The sequence below is a fragment of the Legionella taurinensis genome (assembly GCF_900452865.1).
In the GTDB taxonomy this organism is placed as follows: Bacteria; Pseudomonadota; Gammaproteobacteria; order Legionellales; family Legionellaceae; genus Legionella_C; species Legionella_C taurinensis.
In genome coordinates this window covers 1,128,651-1,146,758 of the sequence record NZ_UGOZ01000001.1, presented here as the reverse complement: position 1 = coordinate 1,146,758, position 18,108 = coordinate 1,128,651, and the positions used below count along the sequence as shown (strand labels likewise).

Here is an 18,108-nt window from a genome sequence, read left to right as displayed (position 1 = left end):
GTAACAGCACTTTCAAAAGGGACTTGAGGAGTGATTATGCCTGTACATGAACGACGACAGCACTTTCGCATTGATGATCAGATTTATTTTGATTACAAAATCCTGCAGCCGGGAGGTTTTTTTTCAGATAAATCAATCACGGATGAGCTATTGGGGCAGAATGGCCAGCGTTACGTGGAAACGACCCAATATTTTCAAAGCCTTGACTACGAGTTGTCCGAGCTCACTCAGGAAATCGCTTTGAAAGACCCAACCATGGCCCATTACCTGAATCTTATCAACGCCAAAATTGACCATTTGGCACACCACCTGTTAATTGGTGAAAAAATACACCTGCGCAAGGTCAATATCAGCTTGGGCGGTATGGCGTTTAAAGCCAAAGATCGAATTAAGGAAAAAACCCGTTTAAAAATAGTGATTTATACTAAACCGAAAATGGTACCCATCATCCTGGATGCCACGGTGGTTTACAGCCAGTTTTTAGGTGAGAGTATGTACAGAACCGCCGTGCAATTTGAAACATTAACGAATGAGCAGGAGCAGTTGCTGTCCCAGCACATCATGCTGGCCCAGGTCCGATGCCGTGCGGATTAAAATTAAAGCATTGCATTGCTGAGTCTGACACAATCCAGCATAATTTGGGCTCCTTTTGTTGTTATTTGCAGGTATAAGATGCCCAGACACATTTTTTGTTCAAAATTAAATCAAGAAGCTGAAGGCCTTGACGCCCCCCCTTTCCCCGGTGAGCTCGGCGAAAAAATCTACCATCATGTGTCAAAACAAGCCTGGACTATGTGGCTTTCTCATCAAACCATGCTCATTAATGAATACCGTTTAAGCCTTATCGACCCCAAGGCGCGCGAGTTCCTCACGAAAGAAATGTCGAATTATTTTTTTGGCGACGGCTCTGCCAAACCGGCCGGATTTGTTCCTGAAGAGTAGGTGATGTATGTTTCATGAGTTGCTGAATGTCCACAGTGAAGTCTTTTCTGCCATTGCACATCGACAACCCGTCGTCGTCCTCGAATCCACCATCATTTCGCATGGCATGCCCTACCCCGATAATCTCGCCACCGCCCGCCTGGTGGAGCAGCTCATTCGTGAAGAGGGCGCTATTCCGGCGACTATCGCCCTGCATCGGGGGAAAATTCACATTGGCATCGATGAGGAAATCATGGACGAGCTGGCCCAGGCAAACGGCGTCATGAAAGCCTCACGCCGTGATTTAGCTTATGTGTTAAGCCAGAAACTCACCGCCAGTACGACTGTCGCTGCGACCATGTACTGCGCCTATTTAGCCGGCCTTCCCCTTTTCGCCACGGGTGGAATTGGCGGCGTTCATCAGGAAGTACAGGACAGTTTTGACATTTCTGCTGACATCATCGAATTGTCGTCAACGCCGATGACGGTCGTCTGCTCAGGCGCCAAATCCATTCTTGATTTGCCGAAAACCCTGGAAATGCTGGAAACGCACGGCGTGGCCGTGGTCGGCTACCAGACCGACGAATTTCCCGCCTTCTACAGCCACTCCAGCGGCATTCCCCTGGTTCACCGCCTGGACAGTCCGGAAGACATTGCCGACATGATGCACTTCCAGCGCCGCTTAAATATCCGTAACGGCATTGTTGTCGCCAACCCCATTCCCAAACACGCTGAAATTCCTGATTCAGATATTACACCCATCATTGAGCAGGCGCATCGCGAAGCCCAACACATTCAAGGAAAAGCAATTACACCTTATCTGCTGCAGCGCATCAGTGATTTGACCGCCGGCCGAAGCCTGAATGCCAACATCGAATTGATAAAAAATAACGCAATTTTGGGCGCCAAAATCGCCATTGCCTATCAAAATCAATTTTTAACGAAAAAATCATAATTCAGTACTTGACTCTGAATCGTTCTCGGAGTTTAATAGCAACCTCTTGGGGCCAGATAGCTCAGTCGGTAGAGCAGAGGATTGAAAATCCTCGTGTCGGTGGTTCGATTCCGCCTCTGGCCACCATGATTTATCTAGTAAAATCATGGTGTTACCAAAAATTAAACCCCTCACCATCCAAGCCCTTTAAAATCCATTGTGGGATCCTTGAGGGCCACAGTCCCAAAAATCAACGGGTCTTTCCCAATTACGGGGGCACTCAATCAACAGCATAGTACTCTAACTCTGGTTCTATAATTTGGGTCTTTCCCAATTACGGGGGCACTCAATCAACAGCATAGTACTCTAACTCTGGTTCTATAATTTTCAAAATTTTTAAAGCCATAGGCTCGTCTTTGAATCAATTTCATTTTTCTATGGAAGCCTTCGGTAATGCCGTTAGACTTGCTGAATCGCCACATTCTCACGATCTCTTCTTTCCAAGAATCTAAGGTTTTACCAAGAGCGCATAATGATTTGAAAGCGCTGTTTTTTAGTGAGTTGAGCATGTCCAGGAATTGAGGGATGAGCTGACGACAGCGAGGCTTATCTAATGTTTTCTTCATTAATATTTCATAAAGACTTTGTTGAAAATGATAGATGGATTCAATAGCGGGATTCTCTTTAAAGAAAGCGTCTCTGGTAATGAGTTGCTGAATGGTTAATTTGTCGGGTTTCTTGCGAAGTAGAGCTAATAGGCCGCGATTACTTTTTATTTTTGTTGATAGTTCCCGATAGGTTAGCATGCATTGATGCTGTAATAGTCGTATGACATGGAATCGGTCTGCGACTATTTTGGCATTGGGAAAGTATTTTTTAACTATGGAACGATAGGTGCTACTTAGGTCCATACAAATGACTTTAACTCTTTCTTTTCCCGGGAGAGAAGACAGATAGCTTTTGAGCGTACTCTCGCTCCTGCCTTTTACAATATCGAATATTTTTCTTTTTTTTAAATCACACAAGGTTGTTGCAAATCCTTGCTTACGACTAAAGAAATGTTCGTCTATCCCAAGGACTGTAGGACATAATGCATTGCTTAGCTCTTTATGTTGCTCTTGGTATTGTTTTTGATACCAACGCTCAATTGTGGCCTTACCTTTTTTGAATTGCTCAGCCAAATCTTTTTGCGAAACACCCCGCGTATGCTCATGAAAGACAGCGGCTTGGAGCCGCCATGTTGAACGTTGATGCTTATTAATTCCAGGGAACTGTTGATTGCCATAACGCTTACAGGTGTGGCAATACAATTTATAAGCCTTAAAACTTAAGATACTTCTTCGATGCCCTATAAGTTCATGATGAACTTTTCTCATATAAGAAGCTTTTTTACGAACTACCTTACTTTTGCAATGACCACAACGAGGAAGTCGATTATAAGAAAGTTCTAACCACAATGGTTGATAACCTTTCACTTTCCTTATAGAAAATCCGGGTAAATTTAGGATAAGATCATACTTCGGCACTTTAATCTCCTTTTGATCGTCAAATCAAGGAGTTAGATTACTCTAACTTAGATTAAAGTGCCCCCTTAAATGAGAAAGAGCCTATAATTTTCAAAGTTTTTAAAGCCATAGGCTCGTCTTTGAATCAATTTCATTTTTCTATGGAAGCCTTCGGTAATGCCGTTAGACTTGCTGAATCGCCACATTCTCACGATCTCTTCTTTCCAAGAATCTAAGGTTTTACCAAGAGCGCATAATGATTTGAAAGCGCTGTTTTTTAGTGAGTTGAGCATGTCCAGGAATTGAGGGATGAGCTGACGACAGCGAGGCTTATCTAATGTTTTCTTCATTAATATTTCATAAAGACTTTGTTGAAAATGATAGATGGATTCAATAGCGGGATTCTCTTTAAAGAAAGCGTCTCTGGTAATGAGTTGCTGAATGGTTAATTTGTCGGGTTTCTTGCGAAGTAGAGCTAATAGGCCGCGATTACTTTTTATTTTTGTTGATAGTTCCCGATAGGTTAGCATGCATTGATGCTGTAATAGTCGTATGACATGGAATCGGTCTGCGACTATTTTGGGGTCTTTCCCAATTACGGGGGCACTCAATCAACAGCATAGTACTCTAACTCTGGTTCTATAATTTTCAAAGTTTTTAAAGCCATAGGCTCGTCTTTGAATCAATTTCATTTTTCTATGGAAGCCTTCGGTAATGCCGTTAGACTTGCTGAATCGCCACATTCTCACGATCTCTTCTTTCCAAGAATCTAAGGTTTTACCAAGAGCGCATAATGATTTGAAAGCGCTGTTTTTTAGTGAGTTGAGCATTGACGTGGTCAACCAAATTTGTACACTCCAGTTAAGCCACTTTTTTCAATAGCCCCCAATAGTGGTTTTCAAATTGATTTGGGCTTTGATAATCCAAAGACGAATGTAATCTTTGATTGTTATAAAAGATAGTAATGTAATCGAGGATATCCTGCTTTGCCTCCTTCCGGGTTTGATAATTACGCCAATGTACTCGCTCGTCTTTCAAGCGACCGAAAAAACTTTCAGCAACGCTATTGTCCCAGCAGTCACCTTTTTTGCTCATGCTGCCCACTAGACCATATTGATTGAGAAGGTCACGATATTGTTTACTGGCATATTGTGAGCCTCTGTCGGAATGCACAATAAGGCCTGAACTTGGATTTCTCTGCCAAATGGCCATTGTTAATGCATCACAAACCGTATCAGTCTTCATTCTCGAACTCATGTTCCAACCCACTACTTTCCGAGAAAACAAATCAATCACCACGGTCAGGTATAACCAGCCCTCATGGGTTGATATATAAGTAATATCGGACACATAGGCACGATTGGGCTCATTGACCTGAAACCTCCTGTTTAACACATTATCAAAAACAGGTTGCTTGTGATTGCTGTTTGTTGTCACTTTGTATTTCTTTTTATATCGAACAAAAATACCAGCCTCACGCATCAAACTACGGGTTTTTCTTCGACCAACCGGATAACCAAGAGCATTCAGTGCTTTCCTTATCCTGCGATTTCCATACGAGAACTTGCTGGATTCCGAGATTTTTTTAACCCACTCCAATAGCTCTTGATGTTCTGGTTCATTGTTCGGGTTTGTTTGTTTCCGCTTTTGATAACTATAGTATCCAGAAGGAGTAACGCCCATGAGGTGGCACATCATGCCAACCGGCCAGGTCTTCTTGTGTTGGGCGATAAACGAATATTTTATTTCGCTTCTTTCGCAAAGAAGACCGTGGCTTTTTTTAGTATTTCTTTCTCCATTGTCAGCCTTCTGACTTCTTCTCGTAACTGGCGAATCTCAAGTTGCTCTTCCGTCAATTTACCATTTCCACGAAAAGCATTTTCATTATTCTCTGCTGCCTCTCGAATCCAGCGACTCAAAATATTCGAATTAATTCCCAAGCTCCTGGCAGCGTCTAAACATGCGTATCCTTGTTCAGTTACTAAGCTAACCGCATCCAGTTTAAATTCCTTTGTATATTTTCTTCTTGTAGACATTGTGACCTCCAATTAAGCAAATTATCTCTTAACTGGTATGTCCAAATCAATTGAACCACATCACATGTCCAGGAATTGAGGGATGAGCTGACGACAGCGAGGCTTATCTAATGTTTTCTTCATTAATATTTCATAAAGACTTTGTTGAAAATGATAGATGGATTCAATAGCGGGATTCTCTTTAAAGAAAGCGTCTCTGGTAATGAGTTGCTGAATGGTTAATTTGTCGGGTTTCTTGCGAAGTAGAGCTAATAGGCCGCGATTACTTTTTATTTTTGTTGATAGTTCCCGATAGGTTAGCATGCATTGATGCTGTAATAGTCGTATGACATGGAATCGGTCTGCGACTATTTTGGCATTGGGAAAGTATTTTTTAACTATGGAACGATAGGTGCTACTTAGGTCCATACAAATGACTTTAACTCTTTCTTTTCCCGGGAGAGAAGACAGATAGCTTTTGAGCGTACTCTCGCTCCTGCCTTTTACAATATCGAATATTTTTCTTTTTTTTAAATCACACAAGGTTGTTGCAAATCCTTGCTTACGACTAAAGAAATGTTCGTCTATCCCAAGGACTGTAGGACATAATGCATTGCTTAGCTCTTTATGTTGCTCTTGGTATTGTTTTTGATACCAACGCTCAATTGTGGCCTTACCTTTTTTGAATTGCTCAGCCAAATCTTTTTGCGAAACACCCCGCGTATGCTCATGAAAGACAGCGGCTTGGAGCCGCCATGTTGAACGTTGATGCTTATTAATTCCAGGGAACTGTTGATTGCCATAACGCTTACAGGTGTGGCAATACAATTTATAAGCCTTAAAACTTAAGATACTTCTTCGATGCCCTATAAGTTCATGATGAACTTTTCTCATATAAGAAGCTTTTTTACGAACTACCTTACTTTTGCAATGACCACAACGAGGAAGTCGATTATAAGAAAGTTCTAACCACAATGGTTGATAACCTTTCACTTTCCTTATAGAAAATCCGGGTAAATTTAGGATAAGATCATACTTCGGCACTTTAATCTCCTTTTGATCGTCAAATCAAGGAGTTAGATTACTCTAACTTAGATTAAAGTGCCCCCTTAAATGAGAAAGAGCCAAATAATCTGGCTAACCTATAATCGCGCCCTAAAATCCAAAATAGAGTAGAGGATATGATTAAATTCAAGGGGCGCCATTTTCCAAAAAGACCTAATACTGATGGCTGAGCGAGGAACAGCACTAGACCATTCAACGGTTCAAAAATGGGTAGTTTACTATGCGCCGCAACTGGAAGAAGCATTCAGAAAACGTAAGAAACCTGTAGGTAGGTCTTGGAAAATGGAGAGACTTACATCAAGGTTAGTGGCAAGTGGTGTTATCTTTATAGAGCGGTGGACAAGGAAGGTAAAACCATTGATTTTATGCTTTCAGAAACTCGAGATCGCTCTGCTGTATTGAAGTTTTCCAAAAAAGCCATGGGTTCTACTGGTCTGCCACAGAAGGTAAATATTGATAAATCAGGTTCAAATACCGCAGCACTGGAACGAATCAATAACCTATTATTTATTTATGGATTCTGGCATTTATTGATTGAGATAATGCGAATAAACTATCTCACTAACATAGTGGAACAAGACCATCGCGGTATCAAAAATATTACAAAATATACACTTGGATTTAAATCATTTGAATCCGCAGAAGCAACGATTACAGGAGTTGAATTGCACCGGATGCTTAAAAGGACAGATGGAACATAGGGGAGAGATACCTGCTTGGAAGCAGTTTTATGAACTTGCAGCTTAACTACACCCAAAAATAGGATGGCTTTAACTGCTTGAAAAATTTTCGACAGAACTCTGAAAAAGTCATGAAACTTATTGATGGCATTAATCGTAAATATGGTCCGAGATCAATGCGACTTGCTGCTGAAGGGTTTCGTAAATCCAAGTCGATGAAGCGACAACTGAAATCCCCACATTACACAACACGATGGTCGGAGCTTCCGATTGCCTAATTAAAATAATTATTCATCGATTTTTGATTCCCTGCCTAATTAACCGCTCAATCTCATCTATATCAAGCGGGCCTTCATGGGTCGCTGGTGGATTTAATATATCTTTTAGGCGAGCACCCCCAGAAACATTTTTTAAATCCTCTCTTTTAAGACTTTCCTTAACTTTACTTTTAGATATATCTTTTGAAGACTTTTTCATGATTTTGTCCTATAACAATAGGGTACTTTTTAAGAGTAGATCAAAATTTAAGGTTTTGTCGCGAAAAAATATTGGAACATGTTAAATTTTATTTTTTTCAGAGGTTCCCTTAATACTCAGTTTTAAATGGAAACACTTTAAAAAAGATATTATTTGGCTCTTTCTCATTTAAGGGGGCACTTTAATCTAAGTTAGAGTAATCTAACTCCTTGATTTGACGATCAAAAGGAGATTAAAGTGCCGAAGTATGATCTTATCCTAAATTTACCCGGATTTTCTATAAGGAAAGTGAAAGGTTATCAACCATTGTGGTTAGAACTTTCTTATAATCGACTTCCTCGTTGTGGTCATTGCAAAAGTAAGGTAGTTCGTAAAAAAGCTTCTTATATGAGAAAAGTTCATCATGAACTTATAGGGCATCGAAGAAGTATCTTAAGTTTTAAGGCTTATAAATTGTATTGCCACACCTGTAAGCGTTATGGCAATCAACAGTTCCCTGGAATTAATAAGCATCAACGTTCAACATGGCGGCTCCAAGCCGCTGTCTTTCATGAGCATACGCGGGGTGTTTCGCAAAAAGATTTGGCTGAGCAATTCAAAAAAGGTAAGGCCACAATTGAGCGTTGGTATCAAAAACAATACCAAGAGCAACATAAAGAGCTAAGCAATGCATTATGTCCTACAGTCCTTGGGATAGACGAACATTTCTTTAGTCGTAAGCAAGGATTTGCAACAACCTTGTGTGATTTAAAAAAAAGAAAAATATTCGATATTGTAAAAGGCAGGAGCGAGAGTACGCTCAAAAGCTATCTGTCTTCTCTCCCGGGAAAAGAAAGAGTTAAAGTCATTTGTATGGACCTAAGTAGCACCTATCGTTCCATAGTTAAAAAATACTTTCCCAATGCCAAAATAGTCGCAGACCGATTCCATGTCATACGACTATTACAGCATCAATGCATGCTAACCTATCGGGAACTATCAACAAAAATAAAAAGTAATCGCGGCCTATTAGCTCTACTTCGCAAGAAACCCGACAAATTAACCATTCAGCAACTCATTACCAGAGACGCTTTCTTTAAAGAGAATCCCGCTATTGAATCCATCTATCATTTTCAACAAAGTCTTTATGAAATATTAATGAAGAAAACATTAGATAAGCCTCGCTGTCGTCAGCTCATCCCTCAATTCCTGGACATGCTCAACTCACTAAAAAACAGCGCTTTCAAATCATTATGCGCTCTTGGTAAAACCTTAGATTCTTGGAAAGAAGAGATCGTGAGAATGTGGCGATTCAGCAAGTCTAACGGCATTACCGAAGGCTTCCATAGAAAAATGAAATTGATTCAAAGACGAGCCTATGGCTTTAAAAACTTTGAAAATTATAGAACCAGAGTTAGAGTACTATGCTGTTGATTGAGTGCCCCCGTAATTGGGAAAGACCCTATTATTTTAATGTTAGTGCGATGTTATCTGGCTTATTCCCTGAGTGGAGTTGGTCTTAGAGCGCGGTTTAAAAGTCGATCACTCTACTATTTACGTTAAAGGCACAGGTTCAAGCGCTATTCCAGAGAAACTGACCATGGATAAAAGTGGCGCCAACAAGGCCGGCATAGACACGCTTAACCTTCATTTGGTTATCCTGTTTATTTTAGGCGGCATACCTCTTCAAATAAAGGTTAGACAATCAAATACCTCAATAATATTATTGAACAAGACCCTCGGTTTGTTAAAAAATAACTGTTTGGTGTCTCGATTTCATTAGTTGGTTTAGTTGATGAACATCGACAATGGTTTAAATCTGCACAAGGAATTGACGCCAGTGAAACCCCTCGGGAAATTTCTTTTTGTGGCCATGCCATTAATCAAGAAGGCTTATTTATCATACCAAACGCTATCGAAGATGTGCGTTTTATGGATAACCCCTTGGTAATTAATGATCCTAACATTCGCTTCTATGCCAGGCTATCCCTTGAAACTTAGAAAAGGGATAAATTTTGGTACTCTATGTCTTATAGATCCCAAACCACGAGAAATGAATGAAGAAGACCAACAATTGCTTAGAGATTTAGGCGTGATGATTGAGCAAGAAATAAAATCGATTCAACTAGCCACACTTGACGAATTGACTATGATTTCTAACAGAAGAGGATTTTTGACACTAGCCGACCATAGTTTGAAAATTTGCCAAAGGCATAAGAAGTCGATGTCTTTTGTATTATTCGACCTGAATAAATGATCACCTCCCTGAACAATTTGACCCCAAATCAGTTTAGGCAGAAAATCTCGGATGTCCGTTTTTTCTAATTTCTGGCGGCTCTGTTTTGGGGAGAGGATCAGTTAACGGCTGTTGAAGGTTGGGAGTCTTTATTTTTTTAATTTGCTTGGCCATATAATCCTACTGGAGCAGACTTAATATAAGCGTTTCGATTTATTATTTATTAATCCCATTGTGGTAGGATTAAATTTAAAAATACTATAACAACCGATTAAAATCCTAATAGGATAGGATTATTGTAAAGATAATCGGTACTTTTAATCAACATCGTCAACGAACTCTATGGCGCCAACCGTCTGTCGATTTAAATAAAGTACAATTTGTTCCCCATTTTTAGGTCGGAGTCCCATAGGACTAGAACACCGTGAATGACTTTCCCCCCCTTTACCCTTCAATTATTCAAAAAAACCAGATTATAATGCCCTGCTTTCTTCCATGCCGTAACCGTTATGCTGATTTCAAAAAAAAGGCTCCTACAGGCCTTGAACCATTTTGACGACAGGAACATCCTCATCAAGGAATTGGTTCATGCCTCGGAAAATGAGAAAAACCTGTTTTTCAAAAGGGTCCTGGCCTTTTGGCTGGGCTCCAACATTTCTCGCGAAATGATTCATAAGCCCCGGTTAACAACGAAGTGCCAACAATGCATTGATGCGGTTTATTTTTGCATTCTGCTACTGGACAAACAAATGAGTTTGTTAGATAGACACTCCGCGGCGTTTAGGGTGCTAAAAAACACCCTGTTTGGGATGCTTGACTACTATAATGGTCATTTTCTCTTGTTAGTGCAGGAGCCCCGCACCATCCTGACTGCTTTTATTCAGTTAGTTCAAACCATCAATTACCAATCCTGCCCGTCTTCATCGGATCGCAAAATTCTTGAGCACACCCAAAAAGCCTGTCTGGGAGAGCTTTCGATATCCCAGCCGCAACCGGGTCCATGGGTCACCCAGGCTGCCAATGATGTGCCCTCGATTACCAAAGTCAATCCATTCAATATGGGCATTGCGATCAATAAACTGATTACTGCTAATTTCAATCAGTCGTTTTTTTTCCCCATGGCAGCCAGCCAGACCAAAACCCATTTAGTAGAAAAATTATTCATTCAGGCCCGCGATGGCATTGTCCTCGAAGGACTTTCTGTTAAAGAAAAAAACAAAAAAAACAAAACAGTTGTTCTGGCACTGATTGGGCACTTTCAAGCAGAGCATAGTTACCTGAACACCAGTTTTTATTCGTTTCAGGCACTGTTTGATACGCAACTGGTCATTATCAACCATCGGAATTACTCCAGGCGTTCCAACAAATTCGCGGCTCATCCCCAGGAGTTGGCTGAGGATGTGGTCGCCTTTGCCCGCTATTTTGTGAAAAAAAAGCAACGGGTGGTCCTCTACGGCATGTGCGGAGGAGCGGCACACATGATTTTAGCAGCAAATAGCCTGTTAAATCAGAAAATTCCTTTCAAGCTCATTGCGGATCGATTTAGCCAGCGATACATCGACTTCGCGGATTACAAAACCCTCTCAAGGGCAAGGAACCATATGAATACATTACCTGGAGGCTTTCAGCTGAGAGGGCTGACCGCTTTTTACCAGAATCCCTTCTTTGTCTATTGCCTGACTGTTTTTCTGTTTACCATCCTGTTTCTTTTATCTAAATCGGCACTGGCTTTAACTAAAGCCACCCTTGACTTTGGCCAACTGATTCAAGCCATCCCTGAAACCGATCGTTTGATTTTACAGGCGAAAGGGAAAAAATCCGCGCCAGGCCATGAACCGACATTCACGGACATGATTGTCCATCCTCAAAACGACTTAAGGCATGCGGTCAAGGAGAAAAGAAAGCAGAGAAAATCCCTGTTAAACAATTTAGCCGAGAACTGCCTGAAGGCCGCGGGAAACGCCGTTTTTTCGCAGGAGATTCAAGCGATTTTTCTTCAGCTGTCTCAACGTTTTCATCAATGCCTGGAGCTTATAAGCAATGAAAAATTAATGGATGACGCCAACAGCGACACGGTCACGGATTTACACAGCAGAAAGCTCTACACTTTGACGACCAGAAACAAATTACCCATCCATCAATTGATCACCGGTTTTTTCAGGCAACCAGGCCAATCGTTTCAACCGGTGATTGATTCATTCACCGCTTATTCCAGCGAAACCATCGTTGCAACCTTAGAACAGCTTTATGGCCATTCGCCTGCCATGGCCTCTCATTTCTCCCTTTTCGCAAAACATCTGGCGTTGTTTTTACAGGAGCTTAAAGCCAATGAATCATTCCTGGTGGCGATGGCCGATCGTTTGACCTCCACTCAATTGCCGGATTTACAAGCCCCGGGCAAAGCCTTGCTTGCCAGTGCATTATTTCAGCGGATGAGCCAGAATTTACTGCAAACGAATGCCCCTGCATTACAATGAATGGCAGGCGGCTCGTTGTCTATTCAAATCCCTGTTCGATCATTGTTTTGATTCGATCCACATCCACCTCCAAAATCAGGTGAATATTATCTCGGATGTCGTCCAGAAGTGTTTGCATGGTTTTTGATAAATTGAAATCCTGATTGCTAAACGTCAGCCTGGCCAATTCCGATAAATCGTGCTTGGAATGCTTGAGAAAAATTTTACCTTGTGGATCCGTTCTTACACTGATTTCCCCCGCCGTAAAATCATTGTGTAATGAGATTTTTCCAAATCCGGACACTGTTTCTTTTATACTCTCTTTTTTTGCTGCAATCATTGCCAAAACCAAATCATAGATAATCACCGCTTGCTTTTGCCCAAGGGATTCTGCATAAAAATATGGTTTTAAGATGGAGAAAATAAACTGATTGATCGGATCCGTTTTTTTTGAAATTTTCTCAAGGTAATCCACATTATCCACTCTCACTTTATCGATGGCCCCAGGCCCTAAAATCGTGAAATCACAGGGGTGATTAAGTAAGACATCAATCGCATGAGGATCCGCATACGCGTTAAATCCTGCCCCTTGAATGGCGCCGCGCAGGGTTTGAAAAGGCAGATTGGCCATCATCAGAATTCGGACATTGGCCATTTCCTCGGGAAAACGTTGCACCGCCTGCGCCAGATTGGTCGCAGGTCCAAGCGCGATTATAATCATGTCAGGGTGCTTTCTGGCCGCTGCTGCGATGGCAGCCGGCGCATCCGTTGGCAAACGCGCAAGGTCATGTTTTTTTTGACAACCCCAAAGCCCGTCAGGCCCCATGATTAATTGACCAAAACGGATGGGGGGAAAGACCAATGGGTTCGCCGCTCCCATGGTCACTGGAATATCCTGCCGGTTGATGACGTCAAGCACAGTCAAGGCATTATTGGTTGCATCCTGCACACTGTTATTGCCGCAGACGGTAGTAATGCCCAACAGTTTGATATTTTTTTGTCTTGCCAACCAGAGAATGGCCAGTGCGTCATCAACGCCCACATCGGAATCAATGAATAATTGAACGGCTTTATTGTCATCCGTATTGACCATGAAGGGTATCCCCCTTTGTCATGTCACTAATCATTTAAATGAAAATTTGCATCGTCATCACACAGAGTACGGTTTTTTAAAATACCATTCAGCATATCGCCTACCTTATCGGCTTCATTGTCAGGGAAACCCAAAAGAGAGAGGAACTCATTCCGGTTTACCCACTTCAGGCCTTGGCCTTCCAGTCCCCTGATTTTGCCGCTCAATTGCTCAATGAGCCAAACATCGTACAACACGTCGTGAGTGGTATAATGATAGGGTATTTTAATCCAGGGGGTTGCCTGAATGACTTGAATACCAAGTTCTTCTGTAAGTTCACGTTGCAAGCCAGCTAAAGCGGTCTCGCCAGACTCTACCTTTCCTCCGGGCAACTCCCAGGTGCCGGCCTGAGGCTGATGCTCTGCGCGTTGGGCAACGAGTATAAGACCTTCTTTATTGATAATAAGCCCCATCACGACATGCATTCTGTTTCCTTCCATTCTTTTCCAAGAGATACACTCTTCCACATGGCCTGAAATTCATGCCTTGCAGGAAAATAGCGTTCGATTGCCAACAATTGCCTTAAATAGTTTATGCTTATCAGTATAGTTGTCATTTTGAACCATGAAGGATTAACAGGGGTTATCAGTCCCAGCGGAACTCGCTCAGCGTATAGCCTGGCTCACAACAGGAAGCCCTGGGGAAATCGAGTTTGCCGATTAGGCAGAAAAAAATCTAATCGATGCCGCGCCGCCACTTAGTCTCGTCCTAAACAAAAACATGAATAATAAAAGAAATTACAGCAAGTCAATTTTTAGTTCTTAATAAAAAACCAAAGAAAAAACTGCGTTTTTTTCAGGCTTTCTTTTTCATGAAAGTGGGGGTTGAATACCCCCATTCTATTTTTGAGAAGACAGGGGGAAGATCCTGGATTTTAAGATCAATATCCTGTTCAGGAATTGTTTCCTTACAGCAGTGAATACATGCTTGATTTGTTTTCTTCATACACGTTCACTCTAACCATTTTAGATTGAAGAAATGAGTACAATTAAATAACTTATTGAAATATAAACATTTTAATTTGAATTTAATATAGCTTACGCTTTTTAAAAGTGCATTTTTTGTTGATTTTAATCTTATTGACAAGGCTTGGACACCCCGATGACATCTTGCAATTTTCCAGCCATTGTGCAATCTTTTAGTTCAATTCACAGACAAGGAAAGACTATGCAGGCTGAGGAATTACTCACGACCATTCACTCCATCATTGCCGAAGAACAGCAGTGGCAATCCCAGGTTCGCTACAACTGGGTCAGAGAATTTGGCAAAAATTTAGTCATGCTCATGAACCCGGAGTATGCGGTTGAGTTTCTGAAACTGGCTGAGCCAGAATTTCGCCTGCCCAAAGGGATTATTGCCATTAATCAGTTACTGAATGATAACGACATGCTCGCCTGTCGAAAAATTGAGGGCATTAAAGCCATATTAGCCGCCAAAGGGTATGACGGAATTAAGGAACATAAAAGTTGGAAACGTACTGAAACCACGCACGGTATTTATTGCCGCCTGGCAGTACAAATACGCGAATACGAAAACCAGTGCCTGCAAGAGCAAGGGGTCTACACGCCCGCGGCAGCCTGTTCCTGATTTAAACCATCAACCCAGTGATTATTTCTGGCCATAGCCTCGGCGATTATGGCCAGTTGAATCAGGGAGCCTAAGTAAACCACGCTGTTTTCCATGTCGTCCGCACTGACTTGTTCTTCTTCGGCAGTCAAAAGCACATCCCTTAACGCCTCGAGTTGTTTTTTTACCTGACTAGGCTTCAGATTGACTTGCTTCCCTTCAAACAAGGCCGCAACCTCTGCCTCCAGTGCCCTCAAGTCCCAACCAGCCTTAGCGGCAGCCAGACGGCATTTGTCCTGGTCGAGGTAATCATAAACATGCGTGATGGTGGCCTGCAGTAATACCTGGTTCTGAAAATCCTGTTTTGCCTCATCAAATACAGGCTGTTTTTTGGGCGGTAAGTCCTCCTGCTCCAGAGTTTCCAATAAACCGCGGCAAAACCAGAACAGCGAAGTCAAATCATACAAGGGCTTTTTTTGCGACTCAGGCGCTAAAAGCTGCCTGACGTTATAGTGCAGGTATCGCGACAGTTTATGTAGGCGGCCCGTCAACTGCGTCAACGTATCGCTTCGCCACAAGGCATTAGCCACCAGAAAAGTGGATGTGATACCAATTAAAATACCACCCAAACGCTCCAGGGGGGGATCCAGTCCGATCGGGGGGCCGCCGGCCTGCGCCAGGGTGATAATTAGAGCAATATTAGCCTGCAAGCCGATGTAGGCATACGCCGTGTATTTAAAAGAAAAATAACTGAACGCCCACACGCCAAACCACAAAATGATAATCAAATCATACAAATCCATCCGAATCGAGGCGAGAGAGAACAGCGCCAGCCCGCCGCCTGCCAGGCAACCCAGCAAACGGTAAAGACTGATGTTTTTCATTTCATAAATGCTTTTTCGAATGGAAATCACAATGCTGCTGATTAGTCCGTTTAACCCGCCCGGCCAATTGCTGATTAACCAGAAACAGAGCGCCAGAATGACACTTAATCCGGCTTTAATGCTGTGCTTGATAATGTCCGGATCCGTCTGTAACCGCTGCTTCCTGCTGATGAGCCGGGCATGGGGAGCAGTGAATTTCTGCCCTTTGACCAGAACCAGTTGTAACGATTGCAGCTTATTAACGAACTGCCGCAGCAGATGGCTGATGGCAAAAACCGCTTGCTGATGTTGACTGCTTCGCGCCGTAAGCACGGACAGGGCCGCGTCCAGGGACTGCAGGGCCTGCGTACTATTCAATTCTTTTCCATCGTCCGTTTGCTTTAGAAAATGGCACTTAATGCCGTCAAGATCCTCGATAATCGCTGAAAAAACCTCAGCCAGAGGCAACGGTACCGCTGTCAATTCTGCCTGAATGCCGGCATACTGCTGGGACGAAATAAAAAAATGAAGGCTGCGGTTTAAACTGTAAAAGGAATCAAACAGCACACGCAGCTGATCGATTTTTTCGCGCTTAAATCCCACCTCACGCCGCATGTACCCTAACATGTCCGTGGCTTTGACAACCGATTTTTTAAATTTCTGCATGTTCTTTCGCAGTTCATCCACAGACGAATGCCCCACTAAGAGGTTATCCTGCACCGCCCTGATTAACTGTTGAAATCCGGTAAATACCTGCCCCACTTCCTTATCCAATGCGTCATGAATATTAATCGGAAAAAGACAAAAAGCAGCCGCGGCGGATACCAGAACTCCTAAACCGATTTCTATCGGACGCCACACCGCCACCCAGAAGGCCTGTTCAGGGGCGATGGCCAGATCGGCGATAACAATAAAGGCGCTGATCGCGCCCAGCAGATAGGCATAGGCATACACACTGAAGTTATAGTAATAAACAGCAATGGTAACCAACAAAAAGGCTGACAACAGATACAGCAAAAAACTGTTGGCAATGTATCCGGCAAGAAAATAACCGCCCCAGGCCCCTGCAAGGGTTCCAGCAATACGCATGATGGCTTTATCAATAATGCTTCCGGTATAAATATTGGCCAGGATGACGGTGGTCATGCCCGACCAATAGGGTTTGTCGAGGTGAAGAGCAAACGCCAGTAACACAGCCGCTACCGCTGAAACGGCCGTGCGGACCGCAGCGCGGTTTTCTTTGCTCTGAGGGATAAACGGTTTAAACCAGGCTAAGGCCTCAGCGGTAGGTAACGGTTGTCGCACTGGCACCTATCCTTAGGGGGTATTCGGGGGAAACATCGTCGATTTCTATGCGCACCGGAAAGCGCTGTGCAATTTTAATCCAATCCTCGGTGGCTTCGAGGTAAGCCAGGGTTGACGGGGCAACACTGCCGGCTTGAACGCGATTAATGCCCCAACCAATACTTCCCACATGGCCATGAAAGGTTTTACCAGGATACATGTCCAGTTTGATGGTGGCCTTGTCGCCCGGCTGGATTAAACGAATGGCCGTTTCGCGGTAGCGGGTCACGACCCACCAGCGTTTGGTTTCGATAAGCGCAAACAGCCCTTCGCCCGTGGCAATGTATTGACCGCGGCGTAAATTAAAATTGGTGACATAGCCATCCGCTGGCGCAGTAATGAGCGTGTTAGTGTATAAATAGGCTGCTTTGTCATACTTTGCCTTGGCCGCCCGCACTTCGTTGTCATCGAGAGTAATCTGAGCAATGCGTAACCGTTCGTTGGCGGCGATGACCCGTGCCTCCTGTTCCTTGATTTTGGCTTCAATATTAATCAATTGAATTTCAGCCAAAGCGCCCTCGTTCTGCAGTTTTTGATAGCGTTGGTAATGATCTTTGCTTAATGCCAGAATGGATTGGGTTTGTCTGAGTTTCTCTTCAGCCACGGTAATAGCCAGTTTGTTATTTTCATAATTGACCTGGCTCATTTTATAATCAGCCCTGGCCTTCTCCATGGCATATTTAAACGGGCGCGGATCAATCTCGATCAGTTTTTGTCCTTTTTTGACGTTCTGGTTTTCTTTTATGTAGATGGCGCTGATTGGACCGGAAACCAACGAAGCGACATTGATCACGTTGGCTGAAACATAGGCATCATTGGAACGCGTATCGTAATAAGCAAAATAGCGATAACCGGCAAAGGCCAAGACGATGAGCGTCACCGTGATCACGTGCGGCCAATATTTAAATGCCAGAAAACGCTCCTTGTCCATTAAC

16 protein-coding genes, 1 tRNA gene and 3 pseudogenes are annotated in these 18,108 nt (G+C 42.9%); 10 read left to right on the top strand and 10 right to left on the bottom strand.

The genetic code is table 11. From position 1 onward, the window contains the following. The first annotated feature begins 36 nt into the window (after positions 1 to 36). From DYE45_RS05435 to DYE45_RS05420, 4 genes are all read left to right on the top strand, one after another. The gene (locus DYE45_RS05435) at positions 37 to 594 is read left to right on the top strand and encodes a PilZ domain-containing protein (protein ID WP_058525448.1); all 558 of its coding nucleotides are present in this window, start codon (positions 37 to 39) and stop codon (positions 592 to 594) included. Between the two features lie 78 nt (positions 595 to 672). Continuing rightward, the gene (locus DYE45_RS05430; RefSeq protein WP_108293445.1) at positions 673 to 942 is read left to right on the top strand and encodes an oxidative damage protection protein; all 270 of its coding nucleotides are present in this window, start codon (positions 673 to 675) and stop codon (positions 940 to 942) included. A gap of 7 nt (positions 943 to 949) precedes the next feature. Further along, positions 950 to 1,876 (top strand): pseudouridine-5'-phosphate glycosidase, encoded by a 927-nt coding sequence (locus DYE45_RS05425; RefSeq protein WP_108293443.1) that lies wholly within the window; start codon positions 950 to 952, stop codon positions 1,874 to 1,876. Between the two features lie 50 nt (positions 1,877 to 1,926). After that, a tRNA-Phe gene (locus DYE45_RS05420) sits at positions 1,927 to 2,002 on the top strand. A gap of 203 nt (positions 2,003 to 2,205) precedes the next feature. Here DYE45_RS05420 and DYE45_RS05415 read toward each other — a convergent pair. The 5 genes and pseudogenes from DYE45_RS05415 to DYE45_RS05395 form a co-directional block, all read right to left on the bottom strand. Further along, complete coding sequence (locus DYE45_RS05415; RefSeq protein WP_115300265.1) at positions 2,206 to 3,381, bottom strand: ISL3 family transposase; 1,176 nt, start codon at positions 3,379 to 3,381, stop codon at positions 2,206 to 2,208. Positions 3,382 to 3,446: 65 nt separating this feature from the next. Beyond that, a pseudogene (locus DYE45_RS05410) lies at positions 3,447 to 3,941 on the bottom strand (transposase); the annotation flags it as partial. 30 nt (positions 3,942 to 3,971) lie between these two features. Beyond that, positions 3,972 to 4,208, bottom strand: coding sequence for a transposase (locus tag DYE45_RS05405; protein ID WP_370447879.1), 237 nt, complete (start codon positions 4,206 to 4,208; stop codon positions 3,972 to 3,974). 13 nt (positions 4,209 to 4,221) lie between these two features. Beyond that, positions 4,222 to 5,396 (bottom strand): IS3 family transposase gene (locus DYE45_RS05400; protein WP_108349036.1). Its coding sequence is split into 2 segments (ribosomal slippage): positions 4,222 to 5,144 and positions 5,144 to 5,396, totalling 1,176 coding nucleotides; the frame shifts between segments, so codons are not numbered across the junction. Between the two features lie 63 nt (positions 5,397 to 5,459). Further along, positions 5,460 to 6,419: pseudogene (locus DYE45_RS05395) on the bottom strand (ISL3 family transposase); the annotation flags it as partial. Between the two features lie 137 nt (positions 6,420 to 6,556). On the opposite strand from DYE45_RS05395, the pseudogene DYE45_RS05390 reads away from it, so the two are divergent. Together DYE45_RS05390 and DYE45_RS15005 are read left to right on the top strand one after the other, a co-directional pair. After that, a pseudogene (locus tag DYE45_RS05390) lies at positions 6,557 to 7,187 on the top strand (IS6 family transposase). 64 nt (positions 7,188 to 7,251) lie between these two features. After that, positions 7,252 to 7,398, top strand: coding sequence for a DUF4113 domain-containing protein (locus DYE45_RS15005; protein WP_120047352.1), 147 nt, complete (start codon positions 7,252 to 7,254; stop codon positions 7,396 to 7,398). 13 nt (positions 7,399 to 7,411) lie between these two features. Here DYE45_RS15005 and DYE45_RS05380 read toward each other — a convergent pair whose 3' ends face one another. Then, entirely contained in the window at positions 7,412 to 7,597 is a 186-nt protein-coding gene (locus tag DYE45_RS05380; RefSeq protein ID WP_058532166.1) for a hypothetical protein, read from the bottom strand. Positions 7,598 to 7,834: 237 nt separating this feature from the next. On the opposite strand from DYE45_RS05380, the gene DYE45_RS05375 reads away from it, so the two are divergent. The 3 genes from DYE45_RS05375 (at position 7,835) to DYE45_RS05365 (ending at position 12,289) form a co-directional block, all read left to right on the top strand. Continuing rightward, positions 7,835 to 9,010, top strand: coding sequence for an ISL3 family transposase (locus tag DYE45_RS05375; protein WP_115300265.1), 1,176 nt, complete (start codon positions 7,835 to 7,837; stop codon positions 9,008 to 9,010). 619 nt (positions 9,011 to 9,629) lie between these two features. Beyond that, complete coding sequence (locus tag DYE45_RS14815) at positions 9,630 to 9,833, top strand: diguanylate cyclase domain-containing protein (protein ID WP_202813752.1); 204 nt, start codon at positions 9,630 to 9,632, stop codon at positions 9,831 to 9,833. A 488-nt stretch (positions 9,834 to 10,321) separates the two neighbouring features. Further along, a complete protein-coding gene (locus DYE45_RS05365) occupies positions 10,322 to 12,289 on the top strand; it encodes an alpha/beta hydrolase family protein (protein ID WP_115300562.1) in 1,968 nt (655 codons plus the stop codon). Positions 12,290 to 12,308: 19 nt separating this feature from the next. Here the strand turns inward: DYE45_RS05365 and DYE45_RS05360 are convergent, their stop codons facing one another. Both DYE45_RS05360 and DYE45_RS05355 read right to left on the bottom strand, forming a co-directional pair. Further along, a complete protein-coding gene (locus tag DYE45_RS05360) occupies positions 12,309 to 13,361 on the bottom strand; it encodes a nucleoside hydrolase (protein WP_115300561.1) in 1,053 nt (350 codons plus the stop codon). A gap of 26 nt (positions 13,362 to 13,387) precedes the next feature. Continuing rightward, positions 13,388 to 13,825, bottom strand: a complete 438-nt coding sequence (locus DYE45_RS05355; RefSeq protein WP_160160684.1) for an NUDIX domain-containing protein — start codon at positions 13,823 to 13,825, stop codon at positions 13,388 to 13,390. Between the two features lie 742 nt (positions 13,826 to 14,567). Here DYE45_RS05355 and DYE45_RS05350 point away from each other — a divergent pair. Beyond that, complete coding sequence (locus DYE45_RS05350) at positions 14,568 to 14,987, top strand: hypothetical protein (RefSeq protein ID WP_108292026.1); 420 nt, start codon at positions 14,568 to 14,570, stop codon at positions 14,985 to 14,987. Here DYE45_RS05350 and DYE45_RS05345 read toward each other — a convergent pair. Together DYE45_RS05345 and DYE45_RS05340 are read right to left on the bottom strand one after the other, a co-directional pair. Next, positions 14,960 to 17,134: an FUSC family protein gene (locus DYE45_RS05345; protein WP_160160683.1), complete on the bottom strand. Its 2,175-nt coding sequence runs from the start codon at positions 17,132 to 17,134 to the stop codon at positions 14,960 to 14,962. The genes DYE45_RS05350 and DYE45_RS05345 overlap by 28 nt on opposite strands. After that, complete coding sequence (locus tag DYE45_RS05340) at positions 17,109 to 18,104, bottom strand: HlyD family secretion protein (protein WP_108292030.1); 996 nt, start codon at positions 18,102 to 18,104, stop codon at positions 17,109 to 17,111. The genes DYE45_RS05345 and DYE45_RS05340 overlap by 26 nt, the downstream gene beginning before the upstream one ends. Between the last annotated feature and the right edge of the window lie 4 nt (positions 18,105 to 18,108).